Origin of the sequence: Streptomyces sp. NRRL S-646 (assembly GCF_000720765.1) — a bacterium.
Classification (GTDB): Bacteria; Actinomycetota; Actinomycetes; order Streptomycetales; family Streptomycetaceae; genus Streptomyces.
Window position 1 is genome coordinate 73,099 of the sequence record NZ_JODC01000021.1, and the last position, 18,189, is coordinate 91,287.

General features: G+C 71.4%; 18 protein-coding genes and 3 pseudogenes. 8 read left to right on the forward strand and 13 right to left on the reverse strand.

What is annotated here, in order from left to right; translation table 11 throughout:
- The first annotated feature begins 10 nt into the window (after positions 1-10).
- Both IH68_RS0141035 and IH68_RS0141040 read left to right on the forward strand, forming a co-directional pair.
- A complete protein-coding gene (locus IH68_RS0141035; protein WP_030946474.1) occupies positions 11-865 on the forward strand; it encodes a carbohydrate ABC transporter permease in 855 nt (284 codons plus the stop codon).
- Positions 862-2,244: a glycoside hydrolase family 32 protein gene (locus tag IH68_RS0141040; RefSeq protein WP_030946477.1), complete on the forward strand. Its 1,383-nt coding sequence runs from the start codon at positions 862-864 to the stop codon at positions 2,242-2,244. Before IH68_RS0141035 ends, IH68_RS0141040 begins: the two co-directional genes overlap by 4 nt.
- Here the strand turns inward: IH68_RS0141040 and IH68_RS0141045 are convergent.
- Entirely contained in the window at positions 2,207-3,271 is a 1,065-nt protein-coding gene (locus IH68_RS0141045; RefSeq protein WP_030946480.1) for a LacI family DNA-binding transcriptional regulator, read from the reverse strand. The two genes, IH68_RS0141040 and IH68_RS0141045, sit on opposite strands and share 38 nt — an antisense overlap.
- Before the next feature lie 96 nt (positions 3,272-3,367).
- On the opposite strand from IH68_RS0141045, the gene IH68_RS0141050 reads away from it, so the two are divergent.
- From IH68_RS0141050 to IH68_RS0141060, 4 genes and pseudogenes are all read left to right on the forward strand, one after another.
- Positions 3,368-4,198, forward strand: a complete 831-nt coding sequence (locus tag IH68_RS0141050; protein ID WP_030946482.1) for an aldo/keto reductase — start codon at positions 3,368-3,370, stop codon at positions 4,196-4,198.
- A gap of 57 nt (positions 4,199-4,255) precedes the next feature.
- On the forward strand, positions 4,256-4,870 hold the full coding sequence (locus tag IH68_RS0141055; RefSeq protein WP_030946485.1) for a DNA polymerase ligase N-terminal domain-containing protein: 615 nt from the start codon (positions 4,256-4,258) through the stop codon (positions 4,868-4,870).
- A 92-nt stretch (positions 4,871-4,962) separates the two neighbouring features.
- Positions 4,963-5,289: pseudogene (locus IH68_RS55785) on the forward strand (ATP-dependent DNA ligase); the annotation flags it as partial.
- Positions 5,290-5,517: 228 nt separating this feature from the next.
- Positions 5,518-5,952 carry a cupin domain-containing protein gene (locus tag IH68_RS0141060; RefSeq protein ID WP_030946488.1) on the forward strand — a complete coding sequence of 145 codons (435 nt, stop codon included), beginning with the start codon at positions 5,518-5,520 and terminating at the stop codon, positions 5,950-5,952.
- On the opposite strand, the gene IH68_RS0141065 is transcribed toward IH68_RS0141060, so the two are convergent.
- The 4 genes and pseudogenes from IH68_RS0141065 to IH68_RS57410 form a co-directional block, all read right to left on the reverse strand.
- The gene (locus IH68_RS0141065) at positions 5,953-8,304 is read right to left on the reverse strand and encodes a SpoIIE family protein phosphatase (protein ID WP_267883779.1); all 2,352 of its coding nucleotides are present in this window, start codon (positions 8,302-8,304) and stop codon (positions 5,953-5,955) included. It abuts the gene before it with no gap.
- A gap of 67 nt (positions 8,305-8,371) precedes the next feature.
- Entirely contained in the window at positions 8,372-8,836 is a 465-nt protein-coding gene (locus tag IH68_RS0141070; protein ID WP_030946494.1) for a peroxiredoxin, read from the reverse strand.
- Positions 8,837-9,214, reverse strand: coding sequence for a DoxX family protein (locus IH68_RS57405; RefSeq protein WP_030946497.1), 378 nt, complete (start codon positions 9,212-9,214; stop codon positions 8,837-8,839).
- Positions 9,215-9,245: 31 nt separating this feature from the next.
- Positions 9,246-9,505, reverse strand: a pseudogene (locus tag IH68_RS57410) (helix-turn-helix domain-containing protein); the annotation flags it as partial.
- A 4-nt stretch (positions 9,506-9,509) separates the two neighbouring features.
- Here IH68_RS57410 and IH68_RS56745 point away from each other — a divergent pair.
- A pseudogene (locus IH68_RS56745) lies at positions 9,510-9,804 on the forward strand (MFS transporter); the annotation flags it as partial.
- Between the two features lie 13 nt (positions 9,805-9,817).
- Here the strand turns inward: IH68_RS56745 and IH68_RS0141085 are convergent.
- The 4 genes from IH68_RS0141085 to IH68_RS0141100 all read right to left on the reverse strand — a co-directional run bounded on the left by IH68_RS0141085 (position 9,818) and on the right by IH68_RS0141100 (position 13,165).
- Complete coding sequence (locus tag IH68_RS0141085) at positions 9,818-10,348, reverse strand: MarR family winged helix-turn-helix transcriptional regulator (protein ID WP_030946504.1); 531 nt, start codon at positions 10,346-10,348, stop codon at positions 9,818-9,820.
- A gap of 89 nt (positions 10,349-10,437) precedes the next feature.
- Positions 10,438-10,953 carry a hypothetical protein gene (locus IH68_RS52105; protein WP_159403821.1) on the reverse strand — a complete coding sequence of 172 codons (516 nt, stop codon included), beginning with the start codon at positions 10,951-10,953 and terminating at the stop codon, positions 10,438-10,440.
- Positions 10,950-12,440: a sensor histidine kinase gene (locus IH68_RS0141095; protein ID WP_030946509.1), complete on the reverse strand. Its 1,491-nt coding sequence runs from the start codon at positions 12,438-12,440 to the stop codon at positions 10,950-10,952. Before IH68_RS0141095 ends, IH68_RS52105 begins: the two co-directional genes overlap by 4 nt.
- A 44-nt stretch (positions 12,441-12,484) precedes the next feature.
- On the reverse strand, positions 12,485-13,165 hold the full coding sequence (locus IH68_RS0141100; protein WP_030946511.1) for a response regulator transcription factor: 681 nt from the start codon (positions 13,163-13,165) through the stop codon (positions 12,485-12,487).
- A 227-nt stretch (positions 13,166-13,392) separates the two neighbouring features.
- On the opposite strand from IH68_RS0141100, the gene IH68_RS0141105 reads away from it, so the two are divergent.
- On the forward strand, positions 13,393-14,160 hold the full coding sequence (locus IH68_RS0141105; RefSeq protein ID WP_234341759.1) for a DUF3152 domain-containing protein: 768 nt from the start codon (positions 13,393-13,395) through the stop codon (positions 14,158-14,160).
- Positions 14,161-14,163: 3 nt separating this feature from the next.
- Here IH68_RS0141105 and IH68_RS0141110 read toward each other — a convergent pair whose 3' ends face one another.
- The 4 genes from IH68_RS0141110 to IH68_RS0141125 form a co-directional block, all read right to left on the reverse strand.
- Complete coding sequence (locus IH68_RS0141110; protein WP_030946515.1) at positions 14,164-15,348, reverse strand: NAD(P)/FAD-dependent oxidoreductase; 1,185 nt, start codon at positions 15,346-15,348, stop codon at positions 14,164-14,166.
- Positions 15,345-15,539 carry a ferredoxin gene (locus IH68_RS0141115; RefSeq protein WP_030946518.1) on the reverse strand — a complete coding sequence of 65 codons (195 nt, stop codon included), beginning with the start codon at positions 15,537-15,539 and terminating at the stop codon, positions 15,345-15,347. Before IH68_RS0141115 ends, IH68_RS0141110 begins: the two co-directional genes overlap by 4 nt.
- Positions 15,540-15,610: 71 nt before the next feature.
- A complete protein-coding gene (locus IH68_RS0141120; RefSeq protein WP_030946519.1) occupies positions 15,611-16,843 on the reverse strand; it encodes a cytochrome P450 in 1,233 nt (410 codons plus the stop codon).
- Positions 16,844-17,195: 352 nt separating this feature from the next.
- Positions 17,196-17,936, reverse strand: a complete 741-nt coding sequence (locus tag IH68_RS0141125; protein WP_030946522.1) for a response regulator transcription factor — start codon at positions 17,934-17,936, stop codon at positions 17,196-17,198.
- Between the last annotated feature and the right edge of the window lie 253 nt (positions 17,937-18,189).

Below are 18,189 nucleotides of genomic sequence, written 5' to 3' on the forward strand. Positions count from 1 at the left end.
GGTGAGTCCTTTGAGCCAAGCAACCGCTTCCCTGAGCCGTGCCCGGTACTCCCTCGGGCCGTGGGCGCGGATCACCGCCCTGGCGGTGTGCGCGCTGCTGACCCTCGGCCCGGTCATCTGGACCGTGTCGACCTCGCTGCGCACCCCGGCCCAGTCCTTCGACCTGCCCCCGAAGATCATCCCGACGCATCCGACGGCCGAGGCCTACCGCGGGGTGTTCGACCAGATCGACGTGTGGCTGCTCGCCCTGAACTCGACGCTGGTGACCGCGCTGATCGCGGTCGGCCAGATGGTCACGGCGGGTCTTGCCGGGTACGCGTTCGCGCGCCTCGAATTCCGTTTCAAGAAGCCCCTGTTCGGGCTGGTGCTGGCGACGATGATGGTGCCGTTGCAGGTGACCATCGTGCCGGTGTTCCTCGTGCTGAAGTCGATGGGCCTGACCGACACCCTGCTCGGTCTGATCATTCCGGCCTTCCCGACCGCGTTCGGCACCTTCCTGATGCGCCAGTACTTCCTGGGAATGCCGAAGGATCTGGGCGAAGCGGCCATGCTGGACGGTGCCGGGCCCTGGCGGATCTTCCGCTCCGTGTACGCGCCGCTGGCCGCGCCCGGCCTCGCCATCGTCGGCGTGCTGGCCTTCAACTACCACTGGAACGAGTTCTTCCGGCCGCTGATCCTGGAGACCTCCGGGCAGAACTACACGCTGCCGCTGGGCCTGGTCTCCCTCCAGGGCAACCTTGGCACCGGCTCCATCTCGGTGGTCCTCGCCGGTGTCGTCCTCTCCATGCTCCCCGCCGTCGCCGTGTTCGTCGTCGGCCAGCGCCCTCTGCGCGAGGGCATCACGTCCGCAGGAGTCAATCGTTGAGCCACGACCCCAACGCCCCGCGCTTCAGGGTCCGACCGCCCGCACAGTGGATCAACGACCCGAACGGGCCGTTCCGTTGGCGGGACCGCTACCACCTCTTCTACCAGCACAACCCTGACGCACCGGTGCACGCGAACGTCCACTGGGGACACGCCTCCAGCGCCGACCTCGCGCACTGGGAGCACCATCCGGTCGCGCTCGCCCCGACGCCCGGCGGCCCGGACGAGGCGGGCTGCTGGTCCGGCTGCGTGGTCGACGACGACGGAGTGCCCACCGCCGTGTACACCGGCGTCGACCGTCACCACACCGGCCTGGGCACCGTCTGTCTGGCGCGGGCTGTGGTGCCGGACGACGAGACGCTGACCGACTGGAAGCCGCTGCCGACACCGGTGGTGACCGGCCCGCCCGCCGGTCTGGACGTGGTGATGTTCCGCGACCCGTTCGTGTTCCGCCACGGCGGACGGCGGTGGGCGCTGATCGGTGCGGGTCACGCGGACGGGACCCCCTCGGTCCTGCTCTACGACTGCAGCGACCTGCTCGACTGGCGCTTCGCCGGGGTGCTCCTCGACGGCAACGACCCCGTTGCGGCTGAGGTGTTCGGGGACGAGGCGGTCGGCTGGGAGTGCCCTCAGCTGTACGCCACGGCAAGCGGGCAGTGGGTGCTCGTCCTGTCGCTGTGGGACGGCGATCCGTGTTCCACCGGCTACCTGACGGGGCGTCTGCAGCCTTACCGAGAAGACGAGTTGCGTTTCGAGGCGCGGTCCGGCGGACGGCTCGACCACGGGCGGGACTTCTACGCGCCTGCCGTGCTCCAGGAGCCGGACCGGGCCCTGATGTGGGGCTGGTCCTGGGAGGCCCGCACGCAGAGCGAGGTCGAGCGCGCCGGCTGGGCCGGGGTGCTCACCGCGCCACGCGTCGTGGACGTCCATCCGGACGGCGCGCTGCGTGTCGTACCGGCACCGGAGCTCCAACTCCTGCGCGCGGCCGAGCCGTTCGTCACCGCACCCGCACGGATTCCGCTCCCTCCGGCGTACGACCTGACCGTCACCGCACGCGGTCGGACCACCGTGGGGCTGCTGCGGTCGGCCGCCGGCGCGCGGCTCATGGTCCGGCTGGACCCGGACGAGGGCACCGTGACACTGGACCGCGGCGACTGGCCCCGGACCCGGCCCGACGGGTCGGCGCCGATCGTGGTGCGGGCCCCCGCCCGGCAGATCCGTGTGCTCGTCGACGGTTCACTGCTCGAGCTGTTCGTCGACGACCGGGTCACCGTCACCGAGCGGGTCTATCTGCGCCCGGGCGATGTGCCCGAGCTGGTGGTGACGGGGAACGCGGACGCCGTCACCGGGTGGGAACTGGTCCCACCGACGCCCGAGTGATCACCGGGCAGGCCAGGCGCCGCACCGTCGCCGGCGGCGTCCGACCCGTGTCGATGGCATCCAGCAGCAGCCGGGCGGCCGCCTCACCCATCGCCCGGTGCGGCAGCGCGACCGTGGTCAGGGGCGGGGAGAGGAACGCGGCCATGTGCTCCTGGTCGTCGTAGCCGACCACCGAGAGGTCGCCGGGGACGGCGATGCCAAGACGGGTCGCGGCGTGCAGGACGCCCGCCGCGACCCGGTCGTTGTAGCAGAAGACGCCGGTCGGGCGCCGGTCGGCCGAGACGCCGTCGAGGATGCGCAGCGCGCCCTCGTACCCGCCGGAGATCTCGCCGCCGCTGCGCACGACCCACTCCTTGGGCACGGTGATCCCCTCGGCGCGCAGCGCGTCCCGGAAGCCGCGCAGCCGCTCCACCGACGCGATGTCGTCGTGGCCGCCGATCATGGCGACCTTGCGGTGGCCTTCCTCCAGCAGCAGCCGGGCGGCGGTACGGCCCCCGGCGCGCTCGGCGGGGATGACGGCGGGCAGGGAGTCGTCCTCGGGCAGGCAGTTGGCGAGGACGGAGTGGGTGCGGTGCAGGCCCTCGGGGACGCGGACCCGGCGCAGCGACATGGCGGCGTAGATGATGCCGTCCACGCGGCGGTCGAGGAGTTCGGCGACGGCGGCGTCCTCCTTGGCCCGGTCGCCGCCGGAGTCGACGGTCAGCACGAGGTGTTCGCTGCCCCAGGCGGTCTCCATGGCGCCGCGCAGCAGCCGGCCCGCGAAGGGCGAGGAGGCGATCTCGTCGGTGATCAGGCCGATCACGGCGGTACGGCGGCGGCGCAGGCCGCGGGCGACGGGATCGGGGCGGTAGCCGAGCTGGGCGGCGGCCTGGCGGATGCGTTCCTGGGTGGCGGGCGAGAGGTTGCCCTCGGCGCGGCCGTTGAACACGAAGGAGACCGCGGTGTGCGACACGCCCGCGAGCCGGGCGACGTCCCGTGACGTGGGGCGCCCGGATCCCGCCGCCTGCTTCTCCTCGGTGCCACCCATGCAGTGCGCCGCCCTCATCCCCACCTGTGCGTTTGATCAGGCCTCACCCTATCCGTGACGCTGGAGCTCCGGCACAGTCGAGGGAAAGGTCCCACCGTGGTCAGCATCCCGACGCACACGCTCAACGACGGCACGAAACTCCCCGCCATCGGCCTGGGCACCTGGCCGATGAGCGACGCGGAGGCGGAACGCGCCGTGTCCGAGGCCCTGGGCCTGGGTTACCGCCTGGTCGACACGGCCACCAACTACCGCAACGAGTCCGGAGTCGGCCTCGGCGTCGCCCGCAGCGGCGTCCCCCGCGAGGAGGTCGTGGTCACGACGAAGCTCCCGGGCCGCCATCACGGATACGAGGAGACCCTCGCCTCCTTCGAGGAGTCCCGCCGCCGGCTCGCCCTGGAGTACGTCGACCTGTACCTGATCCACTGGCCGCTGCCCCGCGTCGACAAGTACGTCGACTCGTGGCGCGCCATGGTCAGGCTCCGGGAGGACGGCCTGGTGCGCTCCATCGGCGTCTCCAACTTCACGGCCGAGCACATCGAGCGGCTGGAGAAGGAGACCGGGGTGCTGCCCTCCGTCAACCAGATCGAGCTGCATCCGTTCTTCCCGCAGGACGAGCTGCGCGCCTTCCACGCGGCCAAGGGCATCCTCACCGAGAGCTGGAGCCCGCTCGGCCGGGGCACGGACCTGCTGGACGACCCCGCCGTCACCGGTGTGGCCGACGCGCTCGGGGTGACACCGGGGCAGGTCGTCCTGCGCTGGCACACCCAGCTGGGCGCGGTGCCCATCCCGAAGTCGTCCGACCCCGACCGGCAGCGCGCCAACCTCGACGTCTTCGGCTTCGAGCTGGACCAGGACCAGCTGCGGGCCGTCGGCGACCGCGCCCACCGGCGCGTCGGCGGGGACCCGGAGGTGCACGAGGAGTTCTGAGCCGTCGGCCGGGTACTCGGGGGCCCACGGGGACAGGGCGCACGGAAGGAGCCGGAGGTGGCCGAGCAGAACCGGCTGCGGGACTATCACCGCAAGCGCGACTTCGGGCGGACCGAGGAGCCTCGCGGGGGATCCGCGTCCTCGGGCGAGGAACCCCGGTTCGTCGTGCAGATCCATGACGCCAGCACCATGCACTTCGACTTCCGGCTGCAGGTCGGCGACGTGCTGAAGTCGTGGTCGATCCCGAAGGGTCCCTCCGACGATCCGCAGGACAAGCGGCTCGCCGTGCCCACGGAGGACCATCCGCTGGAGTACGAGGAGTTCGAGGGCGTGATCCCGGAGGGCGAGTACGGCGGCGGCACCGTGATCGTGTGGGACCACGGCAGCTATGAACCGCTGAGCCACGACCGCAAGGGCAGGCCCGTCGGCTTCGAGGAGTCGCTGGAGCACGGGCATGCACGCTTCCGGCTCAAGGGGTCGAAGCTGCACGGCGAGTATGCGCTCACGCGGTTCCGCGGCGGCAAGGACGGTGACAGCGAGGAGGCGTGGCTGCTGGTCAAGGCCGGCGGCGGGAAGTCCCACGGGCACGGGACGCCGGATCCGCGGCGGGCCCGCTCGGTCAGCAGTGGCCGTACGCTCGCCCAGGTCGCGGCGGCTGCCGGAGAGCAGTGACCCGCGGTGCCCGGCATCCTGGACTCCCTCCCGACGATCAGCGCAGGCTGCCGCACAAGGCGCGCCCGGGTGCGGAACTCGCGGCCCGTCCGATGCTCGCCACACTCAGTGACCGCCGGGACTTCGACAGCGGGTGGATCTTCGAACGCAAGCTGGACGGCGTACGCCTGCCGGCGGTGCGGGACGGCGAGCCGGTCACGCTGCTGTCGCGGACGGAACGTCGCCTGAACTACACGTACCCGGAGATCGTGGCGGCGCCGGCCGCCCAGTCCCGCGGGGACTTCACCGTGGACGGGGAGGTCGTCGCGTTCACCCGGGGCCGCACCGACTTCGCCCGGCTCCGGCAGCGCATGGGCCTGACGCGCCGAGGGGACATCGAGGCGAGCGGTGTCGCGGTGACGTGTTACGTGTTCGACCTGCTCGCACTGGAGGGAGCGGACCTCACCCGACTGCCGCTGAGGACCCGGAAGTCCCCGCTTGCGCCACGCACTGACCTACCGCTCTCCGCTGCGTCCGACAGAGGGAACCCGGAGCAACTTGAGGAGTTCCAAGGCGGATTGGCTCGTTCCGGCCCCAACAGGCCATCTGTGCCTCTATGTTCACGGCGGTACTCGATCTTCGTCCCTCGTCCCGGGAGGCCTTTCCGCATGCGCAACGCGCTCCGTACCGCCGTCGTCGGCGCTGTCGTCGCCGGCACCGTCCTGACCTGCGGCACCGCCGGCGCCACTCCTCCCGGACCGGGAGTGACCGCCAAGCTGATCAGCACCACCACCATCGGGAACACCGACTACGTCATACGGGAGATCACCGTCCCGCCCGGGCAGGCCACCGGCTGGCACTACCACGACGGCCCGGTCTACGGCTTCGTCCAGCAGGGCACGCTCAGCCACTACCACTCGGACTGTGCCGAGGACGGCGTGTACAAGACCGGCACCACCGTCCGCGAGCCGGGCGGGCCGAGCGACGTCCACCTCGGACGCAACGAGGGTGACACCCCGCTCGTCCTCGACGTGCTGTACGTCCTTCCGCACGGCTCGCCGTACTCGGAGGACGTGCCCAACCCGGGCTGCTCCTTCCAGTGATCAGACCGGGGGGAGCGTCTGTTCGGCCCAGATGGTCTTCCCGCGGCCCGTCTGGCGGCTGCCCCAGCGCTGGGTGAGCTGGGCGACCAGCAGCAGTCCGCGGCCGCCCTCGTCGAAGGCGTGGGCCCGGCGCAGATGCGGTGAGGTGGAACTGCCGTCGGAGACCTCGCAGATGAGGCTGCGGTCGCGGATCAGCCGCAGCTGCACGGGAGGCGCGCCGTACCGGATCGCGTTGGTGACCAGCTCGCTGACGACCAGTTCCGTGACGAAGGCGGCCTCGTCCAGTCCCCAGGCGGTCAGCTGCTCGGTGGCCGCCTGCCGGGCCGCGGCCACGCGTTCCGGATCAGGGGTGATGTCCCAGGTGGCGACCCGGTCCTCGCCCAGCGCCCGGGTGCGGGCCACCAGCAGGGCCACGTCGTCACTGGGCTCCTCCGGCAGCACGGCCTTGAGGACCGTGTCGCACAGCGTGTCGAGAGTGTCGGCGCGGGCGGTCAGTGCGCGGCACAGTTCGGCCTGCGCGTGGTCGACGTCGCGGTCGCGGTCCTCGATCAGGCCGTCCGTGTACAGGGCGACGACGGAGCCCTCGGGCAGTTCCAGCTCCGTCGACTCGAACGGCAGTCCGCCTACGCCCAGCGGGGGTCCTGCCGTCATGGGGACGAGGCTCGCGGTGCCGTCGGGCAGCAGCAGGGCGGGCGGTGGATGGCCGGCTGCGGCGAGGGTGAGGCAGCGCGAGACGGGGTCGTAGACGGCGTAGAGACAGGTGGCGCCGAGCTCAGCGACCTCGTCGCCGGTGTCGTCCGACGCCAGGTGGGTGACGAGGTCGTCCAGGTGGGTGAGGAGTTCGTCCGGCGGCAGGTCCACGTCCGCGAGGGTGCGTACGGCGGTGCAGAGGCGTCCCATGGTCGCCGAGGAGGGGATGCCGTGTCCCACCACGTCGCCGACGACCAGGGCGACGCGGCTGCCGGAGAGTGGGATCACGTCGAACCAGTCGCCCCCGATGCCGACCAGTGAATCGGAGGGCAGATAGCGGTGGGCCACCTCGACCGCCGCCTGCCCGGGCAGCCCTCTGGGCAGCAGGCTGTTCTGCAGGGCCAGTGCGGTGGTGCGTTCGCGGCAGAAGCGGCGGGCGTTGTCGATGCAGACGGCGGCGCGGCTGGCCAGTTCCTCGGCGAGGACGGCGTCGTCGCCGCCGTAGTCGTCCGAATTCGCGATGCGGACGGCGACCGCGACTCCCAGGGTGGTGCCGCGGGCCCGCAGGGGTACGGCGAGCATCGAGTGCACGCCCCTGCGGTGGGGGCGGCCCGCGGGGGCCCGCGCGTTGCGTTCGGCGACCCAGCGCATGAAGTCCGGCTCACCCGCGTGGCTGAGGACTGCCCGCCCGGCGCGCAACGCCTTCGCAGGCGGTGAGAACGACGGGTAGAAATCGGTGTCGCCCACATGCACGGCGGCTTCGGGCGTGCCCTCGGTGACCGAGCCGTGGGCGACACGGCGCAGCACGATGTCTCTCCCCGGCAACTCGGGATGCTCGTCGGCGCCGAGGACCCATTCGAGGAGGTCGACGCTGGCGAAGTCGGCGTAGCCGGGCACCATCAGTTCGATGAGTTCCTCCGCGGTGCGCACCACGTCCAGTGTCGTGCCGATGGAGGCCGCCGCCTCGTTCAGCAGCGCCAGCCGCTCCCGGGCCCAGTACTGCTCGGTGCTGTCGAAGGCGGCCATGCCGGTTCCGATGACATTGCCGTCGGCGTCCCGGACCGGCCACATCTCGGTGGTCCAGGCGTGCTCCCGGTTCGAGGACGGCGCGTGCGCGTAGCTCTCGTATCGGACCGGCCTGCCCGTCTCGATGACCTGCTCCAGATGCCGCAGAAATCCCCGGTTGTACCCGACGTCCTGAACGGTGTCCATGAAGTACCGGCCGATCAGGGTCTCGGCGGGCACCCCCATCACCTGGCAGGAAGCGTCGTTGAGCCGCAGATAGCGCTGGTCGGCGTCGAACACGGACAGCGAAAAGGAGGCCTGCTGGAAGGCCTGCCCGGCGAGCGTCGGCTCCGGCCTGCCGGGCTGCTCGGCGGTCACCACGTACCGGTCGGGTGAGTCGTCCCCACCGGACACGGCGCATGCGCGAAGGGCGAGAGGCACCGAGGAGCCGTCACGGTGCCGGAGGACGACGGTGCCGGTCATCGCAGCCACGGCGCCGGGCGAGGGGTCCTCGGCGAGCAGATCCCGCACAGCCCGGCCCACGGCCTCCTCGGCCGGGTATCCCGTCAGCCTCCGGGCACCTTCGCTCCACCCGGTCACGATGCCCCGGGCATCGACGATCGCCGCAGCGGGGGCGTGCTCCATAGAGTTCAGGATGGTTCTTTTGTCGCACCGCTTCAACCGAAACGGAGGGCCGGGCGGGCCCTCCGTTTCGCGGCTGTCACTACTTTCGGTCGCGCAGGGCGGCGAGGGCCCGGTCGGCGTGGGTGTTCATCCGCAGCTCGCTGCGGACGATCTCCAGGACGGTGCGGTCCTCCGCTATGACGAAGGTGACCCGCTTGGTGGGGGCCAGGGTGAAGCCGCGCTTGACGCCGAACCGCTCGCGGATGGTGCCGTCCGCGTCGGACAGCAGCGGCATGCCGAGGTTGTGGCGGCCGGTGAACTCCTGCTGTTTCTCGACGGAGTCACCGCTGATGCCCACGGGCCGGGCGCCGGCGGCCGCGAACTCGGCCGCCAGGTCACGGAAGTGGCAGGCCTCCGCGGTGCAGCCCGCGGTGAGGGCGGCGGGATAGAAGAACAGCACGATCGGTCCGTCGGCGAGCAGCTCGGACAGGGTTCGGGTGGTGCCGGTCTCGTCCGGCAGCTCGAAGTCGTCGATCTTGTCGCCGACGTTCACACGCTCGCTCACCTACCGGCCCTCCCCGTTCTTCGCGACGCTGCGGGCCCACAGCACGAGGGGCAGCTGCAGCGGCAGCCGTCCGATGGCCGCGGCCTTCTGCGGGGTGGGGCGGTGCCGCCAGTCGACGGCCATCTTCACATTGGCGGGGAACACGCCGACGAAGAACGCGGCTGCGGCGAGGGCCGCGGGCTTGCGGGTGCGGGGCAGTGCGATGCCCGCTGCAAGGGCCAGTTCGGCGGCGCCGCTGGCGTACGTCCATGTCCTGGGCCTGCCCGGCAGGGCCTGTGGGATGGTCTCGTCGAACTGGCGCGGCGAGGCGAAGTGGGCGACACCCGCGGCGGCCAGCAGGCCGGCGAGCAGCAGGGGCGAGCGTTCGGACCGTGGCACGGTTCCTCCTCTGATGACCTGCTGCCGGATGTTACCCGAGGGTAGAGGGGGTGGTTCGGGTGGCCGGGTCCGGTCCGGAAGTCGGGCCCTGCGTGCGGCGGTCGTGGGTTCCCTTGTGTAGCCGAAGGAGCGGCGGCAGACGTCGATGAAGGCGCTGGTGGAGGACCAGTCGCAGTGGTGGGCGACGGTCGTGACGGGTGCGCCGTCGGCCAGCATGCGCAGGGCGTGGTAGAGCCGGGACTGGGTGCGCCACTGCGGGAAGATCATGCCGAACTCGCGGCGGAAATGACGGCGACTGTACGTCCCCTTCGCGCTGCACATCACGCTCGGCCAGGACTTCCTGCCGCGGCGACCGATCACGGCGAGCGGGGTCACCCCTGGGGCTGACGGTGAGCATCGGCGGGCTCGCCGCCCCTGTCCTGGGGGCTCTTGCCGACGCCACCTCATTGCGGGCCGCCCTGGTCCCGCCGATCGTGCCGGCCGCCCTGGGGCGGCTCCTGCTGTGCGGTCTGCGGGAGCCCGCCGCGGCGGTGGAGTCGGCGGCCGTGCGGTGGCCCCCTCGCGGACGCTTCCGCGAGACCTCGGCGTGAGGCCGCCGTCGGATCAGGCGGTACCCGCCGACGCGGGCGTCTGCTCCTGCGCCTCCACCTCGACGGCGGCGGCGAGGAAGTCGTCGACCATGCGGTGGAAGAGGGTGGCCAGCTGCCGCAGTTCCTCCGGCTCCCAGTGGGACAGGGCCACCTGCATGCCCCGCGAACCGGCTTCACGGATGCGGTCAATGGCCTGCTGTCCGGCCTCGGTCAGCTCGATGCGCTGGGCGCGTCGGTCGTCGGGGTCCGGGACGCGGGTGACGTAGCCGGACTTCTGCAGCTGCTGCACGGTGCGGGTGACGTGGGACGCCTCCACTCCCAGCCGGGCGGCCAGCTCCCCCGGGCGCAGCGGCTCCGAATCGGCGACCTGCCGCAGCAGCGCCACGGCCGCCCGGTCCAGCGGCACACCGGCCAGGGCCATCAGCCGGTCGTGCTGCCGGGCGCGCGTGCTCAGGTAGGTGATGCGGGTGAGCGCACGCTCGATCTCGATCACTTCGTCCGAGGCGGGGGTGTCGGGGATCTCGGGGAGCGGTGGAGTGGACATGCGATCCACTTTACCATCTTGTTGCGTAACTCAAGTAATCCACTGCAGGTGTCTCCCCCGCGCACTGCGGCCGCATGACGCCGACTCCACTACGCCCCCGGGCTGCCGGGGCATTGTGTTCCCGTTCCCCGGATGTCCAGCCCGTCCGGCCCGGTGACGGTCACCGGCTGCGGGTCGGCTCCCGGGTCGGTGACGCGCTCCGCCGCGACGGTCGTGCAGATGAGCTGCGCCGCGGCGAGGTCATCCGAGTCCCCCGGACCGGCGGACAGCCGGATGCTCACCCCGCCGTCGTGGGAGGTCACCGTCACCCGGGACATCATGGACGCCACGGGCGGCAGCACTGTGTACAGGCCCGCGGCCTGTTCCGCCCGGGTCGGCCCCTTCAACAGCACCCGTACGGCCGACTCGGGATCGACCGGTCCGGCAATGCTCCGGTCCACTCCCCGCAGCGCCCCGTCGGCCACGAAGTAGACCCGCAGCGTCGGCGCGACCCCGCTCGCGGGTCCACCCGCCTCCACCACGCCGGTCGTGGGAATGCCGCAGGAGGCGAGCGCACCCAGCGCCGGAAGCCACATCAGGAATGCGGATCGGCGTCCGGCCCTCATGGTCTGCTCCCTCGTGCCGATGCGTCGTCGTCGGCCTGCCCTTGCGACAACTGCTCGTTGTGCAGCGGGAGTTCGACGGTGAAGACGGCGCCGCCCTCCGGCCGGTTCGCGGCGCGCACGCTGCCGCCGTGCACGCGGACGTTCTCAGCGGTGATCGCCAGGCCGAGGCCGCTGCCCTCGGTGCGGGTGCGGGCGGCGTCCGACTTGTAGAAGCGCTCGAAGACATGGGGCAGCACGACCTCGGGGATGCCAGGTCCGCTGTCCAGTACCTCGATGACCGCCAGGCGCTCCGCTGCGGACCGTCCTGACTCGGTCAGCCGCAACAGGACAGGGCGGGCGCCGTGCCGCAGGGCATTGCCGACCAGGTTCGCCACGACGACGTCGAGGCGGCGGGGGTCGACGCGCCCGCGCAGTGCGTCGGGCGGCGGCAATTCGGCGTCCACCAGGTCGGTCCAGCCGCGGGCGGCGAGGGTGCGCCGCAGCGACTCGGCGAGGTCGATCTCGTCCAGGTGCAGCACTGCCGCGCCCGCGTCGAAGCGGGAGATCTCCATCAGATCGTCCACCAGACGGGCCAACTTCACGGTCTCCTCACTGATCAGCCGGACCGCGGTGGCGGTGTCCGGGTCGAGGCGGGCGGCGTCCTCGTCGAGGACGTCGGTGACCGCGGACATGGCGGCCAGCGGGGTGCGCAGTTCGTGCGAGACGTCCGCGGCGAACCGGCGGGCCCGGGCCTCCATGCCGCGCAGTTCGGCCACCGACGCCTCCAGGGCGGCGGCCGTCTCGTTGAACGTGTGCGACAGATCGGCGAGTTCGTCGGAGCCGTCGACGGCGAGCCGGGTGTCCAGCCGCCCCTCGGCGATGCTGCGGGTGGCGCCACGCAGCGCCCGCACCGGCCTCAGCACCCCCCGCGCGGCGAGCAGTGCCAGTAGCACGGCCAGCACCAGGGCGGGCACGGTGGCCCGTTCGATGGCGCTGACCAAGGCGTCCACGTACGCCTGTTCCTTGGTCTGGGCCACGATCAGGAAGACCTGGAGGCCCGAGTCGCCCACGCCTCCGGCGAAGGTGACCGACATGCCGACGACGAGCGCGGTGTGGTCGCCGCTGTTCACCCGCTGGAAGACGGTGGCCAGTCTGGTGTCCACCGCCTTACGCAGAGCCGGTGTGAGTTCCTCGAACCGGTCGCCTGCGAAGGATGTCGCGCTCAGACCGCGGTAGGTGGCCATGACACGCCAGGTCCCGGAGGGGTCGGTTGCGGCCATGGCGGCCGCGAACCGCCGCAGTTCGGCCTCGTCCGGCGGCGCGACGAGCTCGGGGGCGAGCCGGTTCGCCTGGGCGCGCAGCTGCGCGATCACCGTGTCCTGACTCTGCTGGAGCAGACCTGTGCGCGCCTCGCGGAAGCTCAGGGCGCCGGTGGTCGTCGCGGTGAGCGCGGCGACGAGCGCGAACGCGATGACCAACCGGGTGCGCAGACCGCGCAGTTGGGGCATCCGGAAGCGCTCCGCGAACGCGCGTCGGGCCTTCGGCGTGCGCGTCACAGGGAGGCGAACCGGTAGCCGAAGCCACGCACCGTCTCGATGTAGCGGGGTTCGCCCATCTTGGCGCGCAGCCGTTTGACGCAGGCGTCCACCAGGCGCGCGTCCGCGTGGTAGCTGTGTTCCCAGACTGCTTCCAGGAGTTGCTGCCGGCTGAACACCTGGCCGGGTGAGGCGGACAGGGTCATCAGGAGCCGCAGTTCGGAGGCGGCGAGCGCCACCGGCGCACCCCTCAGGGTGACCGAGAAGCCGGCCCGGTCGACGGTCAGGTCCCCGTAGCTGTCGAGCTTGGGTATGCCGGCGTCGCCGGGTGTGCCGGCCACCCGGCGCAGCACTGCACGGATGCGTGCCTCCAGCACCCGGGCCTGCACGGGCTTGACCACGTAGTCGTCGGCTCCGGCTTCCAGACCTACGACGATGTCCTCGTCGTCGCCCCGCGCGGTGGCCATGATGATCGGCAGCGTCTGGTCGAGAGCGCGCAGCGCGCGGCACACGTCCAGGCCGGGCATGCCGGGCAGCATCAGGTCCAGCACCACGACATCGGGCCGGAAGGAGCGCACCAGCTCCAGCCCCTCCTCCCCCGTCACGGCGGTGGCGACCTCGTGCCCCTGATGGCGCAGGGCGAGGGCGACGCCCTCCCGCACGGCACGGTCGTCTTCGATCAGCAGAGCTCGCGGCATGGGCTCAGTATCGGCATCTCCCCCGGCCCACCGGGTTTCTGTTACCGGATGATCATATGCTGGCGCCGTCGACAGGGTGTTATCTTTTCGTTATTGCTCGGGCCAGGTTCGATCACATATCGATCACAACCTGAACGACCATGACCGCGCACAAAGCAACTCGCTCGCCCAGCCGCCGTCGCCGGAACGGTGTTTCGCACGCCGTCGCCCGTCGGTCGAGGACGAAAGTGTGGGGAGGTCTGGCCGCGCTGACCGTCCTGAGCGTCACGGGTTTCACGGCCGTGGGCTGGACGTCCGCCGACGCACACAACGACCGGCCCCGACCCACCACCCACGCGAAGTCGAGCTCCGAGCTCTCGCGCTCGCCCCGCCCCGCCCCGAGCTCGCCCAGCCCGTCCCACAGCGCCTCCACCCCGTCCGCTGCGAAGATCCCGGCTACGGGGCCGGACACGTTCACCACCGCGGCCGGCGGCAGCGCCAAGGCCGGCACCGGCACGGCACTGCGCTATCGGGTCGAGGTCGAGGACAACGTCGGCCTGTCCTCCGCCTCCGTCGCCAAGGAGGTGGAGCGCATCTTCGCCGACCCGCGAGGCTGGACAGCCGACGGCCACTCGGCGTTCCAGCGGGTCTCCGGCGGCACCACCGACTTCGTCGTACGGGTCGCGACCCCCGGCACGGTGGACAGGACGTGCGCCGAGGGGGGCCTGGACACCGAAGGCAGGTACAACTGCAGCGTCAACCACAAGGTGATGGTCAACCTCGAACGCTGGCTGCTCGCCACCCCCGTCTACGCCAAGGACGTCACCGCGTACCACGCGCTGATCATCAACCACGAGGTCGGCCACTTCCTCGGACACGGCCACGTCACCTGTCCCGGCCCGGGACAGCCGGCCCCGGCGATGATGCAGCAGATCAAGGGCATGCACGGCTGTGTGCCCAACGTCTGGCCGTACGACGAGCAGGGACGGTACCTCACAGGCCCCGCCGCCCCTTGAGGATCAGGCCCGCGTCACGGTCGCGTCGGTGCGCACGGCCTCGCCCCAGGAGGCTCCGGCCGCGATCGCCTGCCGCCACGGCCGGAGGGCCCTGGGCGGCATGCCCACCGCAAGCGCACCGCGCACCCGGTCGCCGGTGCGGTACGCGGCCACGAACCTGCCCTCGGCCAAGTCCCCGTCGACGACGGCGACTTCGTCGTGCCCGCGCAGATGGCCGTAGGCCTGGATCTTCATGTCGTACTGGTCCGACCAGAAGTACGGCACCGGCGCGAACGGCTTGCGGGCGTCGGGCCGGAGTAGGTTGCGGGCGGCGGCCATGCCCTGTTCGGCGGCGTGGGTGCGGTGCTCGATCCGCATCGACGTACCGAACAGAGGGTTGTGCCAGCGGGCGACGTCACCGGCCGCATACACGTTCCGGGCGGCCTCGCAGTACTCGTCGCAGACCACGCCGTCGCCGACGGCCAGCCCGCTGCCCACCAGCCACTCGGTGTTGGGCTGCGAGCCGACGGCGACCAACACCTCGTCGGCCTCGACGAGTTCGCCGTCCGCGAGCCGCCCGCCGTTCTGCGTCACCTCGCTCACAGTGACCCCGCAGCGCAGGTCCACGCCCCGCTCGACATGAGCGCGGGTGAGCATCGCGCCGATCTCGGCACCGACGGCGTGGGCCAGCGGCACAGGGGCCGGTTCGAGGAGGGTGACCTTGGCGCCGAGCCGCCAGGCCACGGCGGCGGCCTCTGCGCCGAGGAATCCGGCGCCCACCACGACCAGGCGCAGCCCCGGCCCGAGCCGGTCCCGCAGCAGGAGTGCGTCCTCGAGGGTGCGCAGCACGTGCGCGCCCGCACCGGGCAGCCGGCGCGGACGTACGCCGGTGGCCACGATCAACCCGTCGTACGGCACTTGCGTGCCGTCGGCCAACTGCACCGTGCGCTCGGCGAGTTCGAGGCCGGTCGCGGCCACACCGAGGCGCAGGTCCAGGTCGAGTGCGGCCAGGTCGGCGGGCGGGCGCAGGGCCAGCCGCTCGGGCTGCCACTCCGCGGCCAGCACCTGCTTGGACAGCGGCGGGCGGTCGTACGGGGCGTGCGGCTCGTCGCCCACGAGGGTGAGGGCACCGTCGTAGCCCTCGCGCCGGAGCGTCTCGGCCGCCGCCAGTCCGGCGGCCGAGGCACCCACCACGACGATCCGCTTCACTGCTCGACCAGCCGGATCGCGGCGGCCGGGCAGACCGCGACGGCCTCCTTGACGTCGTCGAGGAGTTCGGGTGCCGGCGTGTCCTCCAGCAGGATCGCGATGCCGTCGTCGTCCTGGTCGAAGACGTCCATCGCGGCGAGCACGCACTGCCCCGAGGCGACGCACTTGTCGGCTTCCAGTTCCACCTTCATGTCGATCCCCTTCATCACATGGGTTCTTGTTCGTTCGCGGGCGTCTGCCGAGGTTTGCGGAACGGGAACTGTCACCAGGCGACGGGCAGTTCGTGCACGCCGTAGATGAATGCGTCGTTCTTGAATTTGACGTCCTCGAGGGCGCAGGCGAGCTTCAGCGACGGGATGCGCCGGTAGAGGGTGCCGTAGACGACCTGGAGTTCCATCCGGGCCAGCGGCTGGCCCAGGCACTGGTGGATGCCGAAGCCGAAGGCCACGTGCCGGCGGGCGTCGCGGGTGATGTCGAGCCGGTCGGGGTCGGGGAAGACGTCGGGGTCGCGGTTGGCGATCTCGTTGACCATGATGACGCCCTCGCCGGCCTTGATGACCTGGCCCGCGATCTCGATGTCCTCGGTGACCGCACGGCGTCGCCCCAGGTGGGTGATGTGCAGGTAGCGCAGCAGTTCCTCGACCGCGGCGGCGACGAGCTTCTGGTCGTCGCTCTCGCGGAGCAGGGCGAGTTGGTCGGGGTTCTCCAGCAGGGCGAGGGTGCCCAGCGCGATCATGTTGGCGGTGGTCTCGTGGCCCGCGATCAGCAGCAGGAGCGCCATCTCCGTCGCCTGCTGATGGTCGATCTCGCCGGCCGTGACGCGTCCGGCGATGCTCGACAGCAGGTCGTCCTTCGGTTCGGCGAGCCGCCGGCCGATGAGGGCGGCCAGATATGCGGCCACCTCCCGGCTCGCCTGTCCGCGCTGCTCGGGAGTGGCCTCCCGGTGGACCATGGTCTTGGTGTTGTCCTGGAAGAAGGCGTGGTCGTCGTAGGGCACGCCGAGCAGTTCGCAGATCACCAGCGAGGGGATCGGCAGGGCGAACGCCTCGACGAGGTCCACCGGTCGCGGCCCGGCCAGCAAGTCGTCGATCAGCCCGTCCACGATCCGCTGTACGGCGGGCCGCAACGCCTCGACCTTCTTGATGGCGAACGGCGCCGTCACCATCCGGCGCAGCCGGGCGTGTTCGGGGTCGTCCATCATGATGAAGCTGAGCTTGCCCTCCCCCGCCTCGGGCGAGGCCTTGGTCGGGTAGCCCGGCCGGTCGGTGTCGGCGCTGACCCGGGGGTCGCCGAGAAGGGCCCGCTGCTCGGCGTAACGGGTCACGAGCCAGGGCTCGCTGCCGTCCCACAGCCGCACCTTCGTGAGCGGCGCCTGTTCCTGCAGGTCCTTGAGGGCAGGCGGCGGGTCGAAGGGGCAGCGGCCTGCGCGTGGCATGGGGAACTCCGGCAGGTCGCCCGGTGCTTCGGGCGCAGGGCCGGCCAGTGTGTCGGCCATGGTTCTCCTCGGTGGTGGGGGGCTCCGATCGGGGCGGAGCGCCGGGGTGAAGTGGTCGAGGCCTCGATGAGCACATGCAAACAGAGTGGGCTGACGCCTTCCGGTCAGTTCCCTGACAGGAAGCTGACGTGGCCCGGATCACATTGCGAGTTGGGGGGCGGCGGTCCGGGTGCGAGGGAAGCAAAGGCATGCCAACTACCTTGTGAGCGAGCCGAGTTGGACGGACCACGGCGAATCACCGAACCCTTGCGTGCAAGCCATGAGGGCAGTGGCATGTCACATACCACTGCCCTCAAAGCAGGTCGAGCAGACGCCGCCGGCCCTTTGCTCCCCACCCCGCCCGATCGCCGCGTCAGGCCTCTCCGTCCGCCACGCCCAGCCAATACCCGAAGCCCCTGCGCGTATGAATCAGCACCGGCGCCTCCCGGTCCACCTTGCGGCGCAGACGGGAGACGAGCTGCTCGATCGCGTTGCCACCACGGAAGTCGCCCCAGACATAGCGGCCGATCTGCTCCTTGGACAGCACCCGGTGTGCGTTGACGAGGAGGTGGCGCAGCAGCCGGTACTCGGCGGGCGTGAGGTCGAGCGCCCGTGCCCCGCGCCGTGCCTGACACCGGGCGTCATCCAGGACGACGTCGCGGTAGGCGAGCGCTCCGTCCTGGCGCACGCCGCGATTCGGGCCGCACAGCAGGACCTGGATCCGAGCCAGGACCTCCGCCACCCGGAACGGTTTGGTGACGTAGTCCTTCTGCCCCAGGCCCAGTTCGGGCAGGAGCCGGTCCAGGGAGTCGTACGCGGTCAGGAACAGAACCGGCGGGCGATGGGCGGGCGGCGGACGGCGCTCCCGGCCGAGGCCCGCCAGGTCCGGCAGCGTGGCGTCGAGGACCACGAGGTCGAAGCGCTGCTCCATGGCCCGCGCCAGTGCCTGTGCCCCGGTGCCGGCCAGGCTGATCCGGTAGCCGGCCAACTCCAGGGTGGTCGACAGCAGTTCGGCGAGGCCCGGTTCACCCGCGACGACCAGGACATGCTGCCCGGCCCCGCGAGCGAGCGCCGGCCTGTCACCGATGGTGCCGTCGGGGGACGAGGGAGGCATGTCACTCACCCTACCGTTCTACTTGCCTGACTCAAGTAAATCTCTTCCATTGCTTGACTCAAGTAATCTATCTATGCTTGCCTGACGCAAGCAACCCCTGTCGCCGGCACGCCGCCGAGCGCGCGGGCGGTGTCCAGAACTTCACGTCACGGGTACCGGCCGCAGGCCGACGATCGCGTCGACGTGCTGCCCACGGGGCGCGCACGACCACTGGACGGCCCCACCCCAGGAACCCGGGGAGACGGGGCGACGC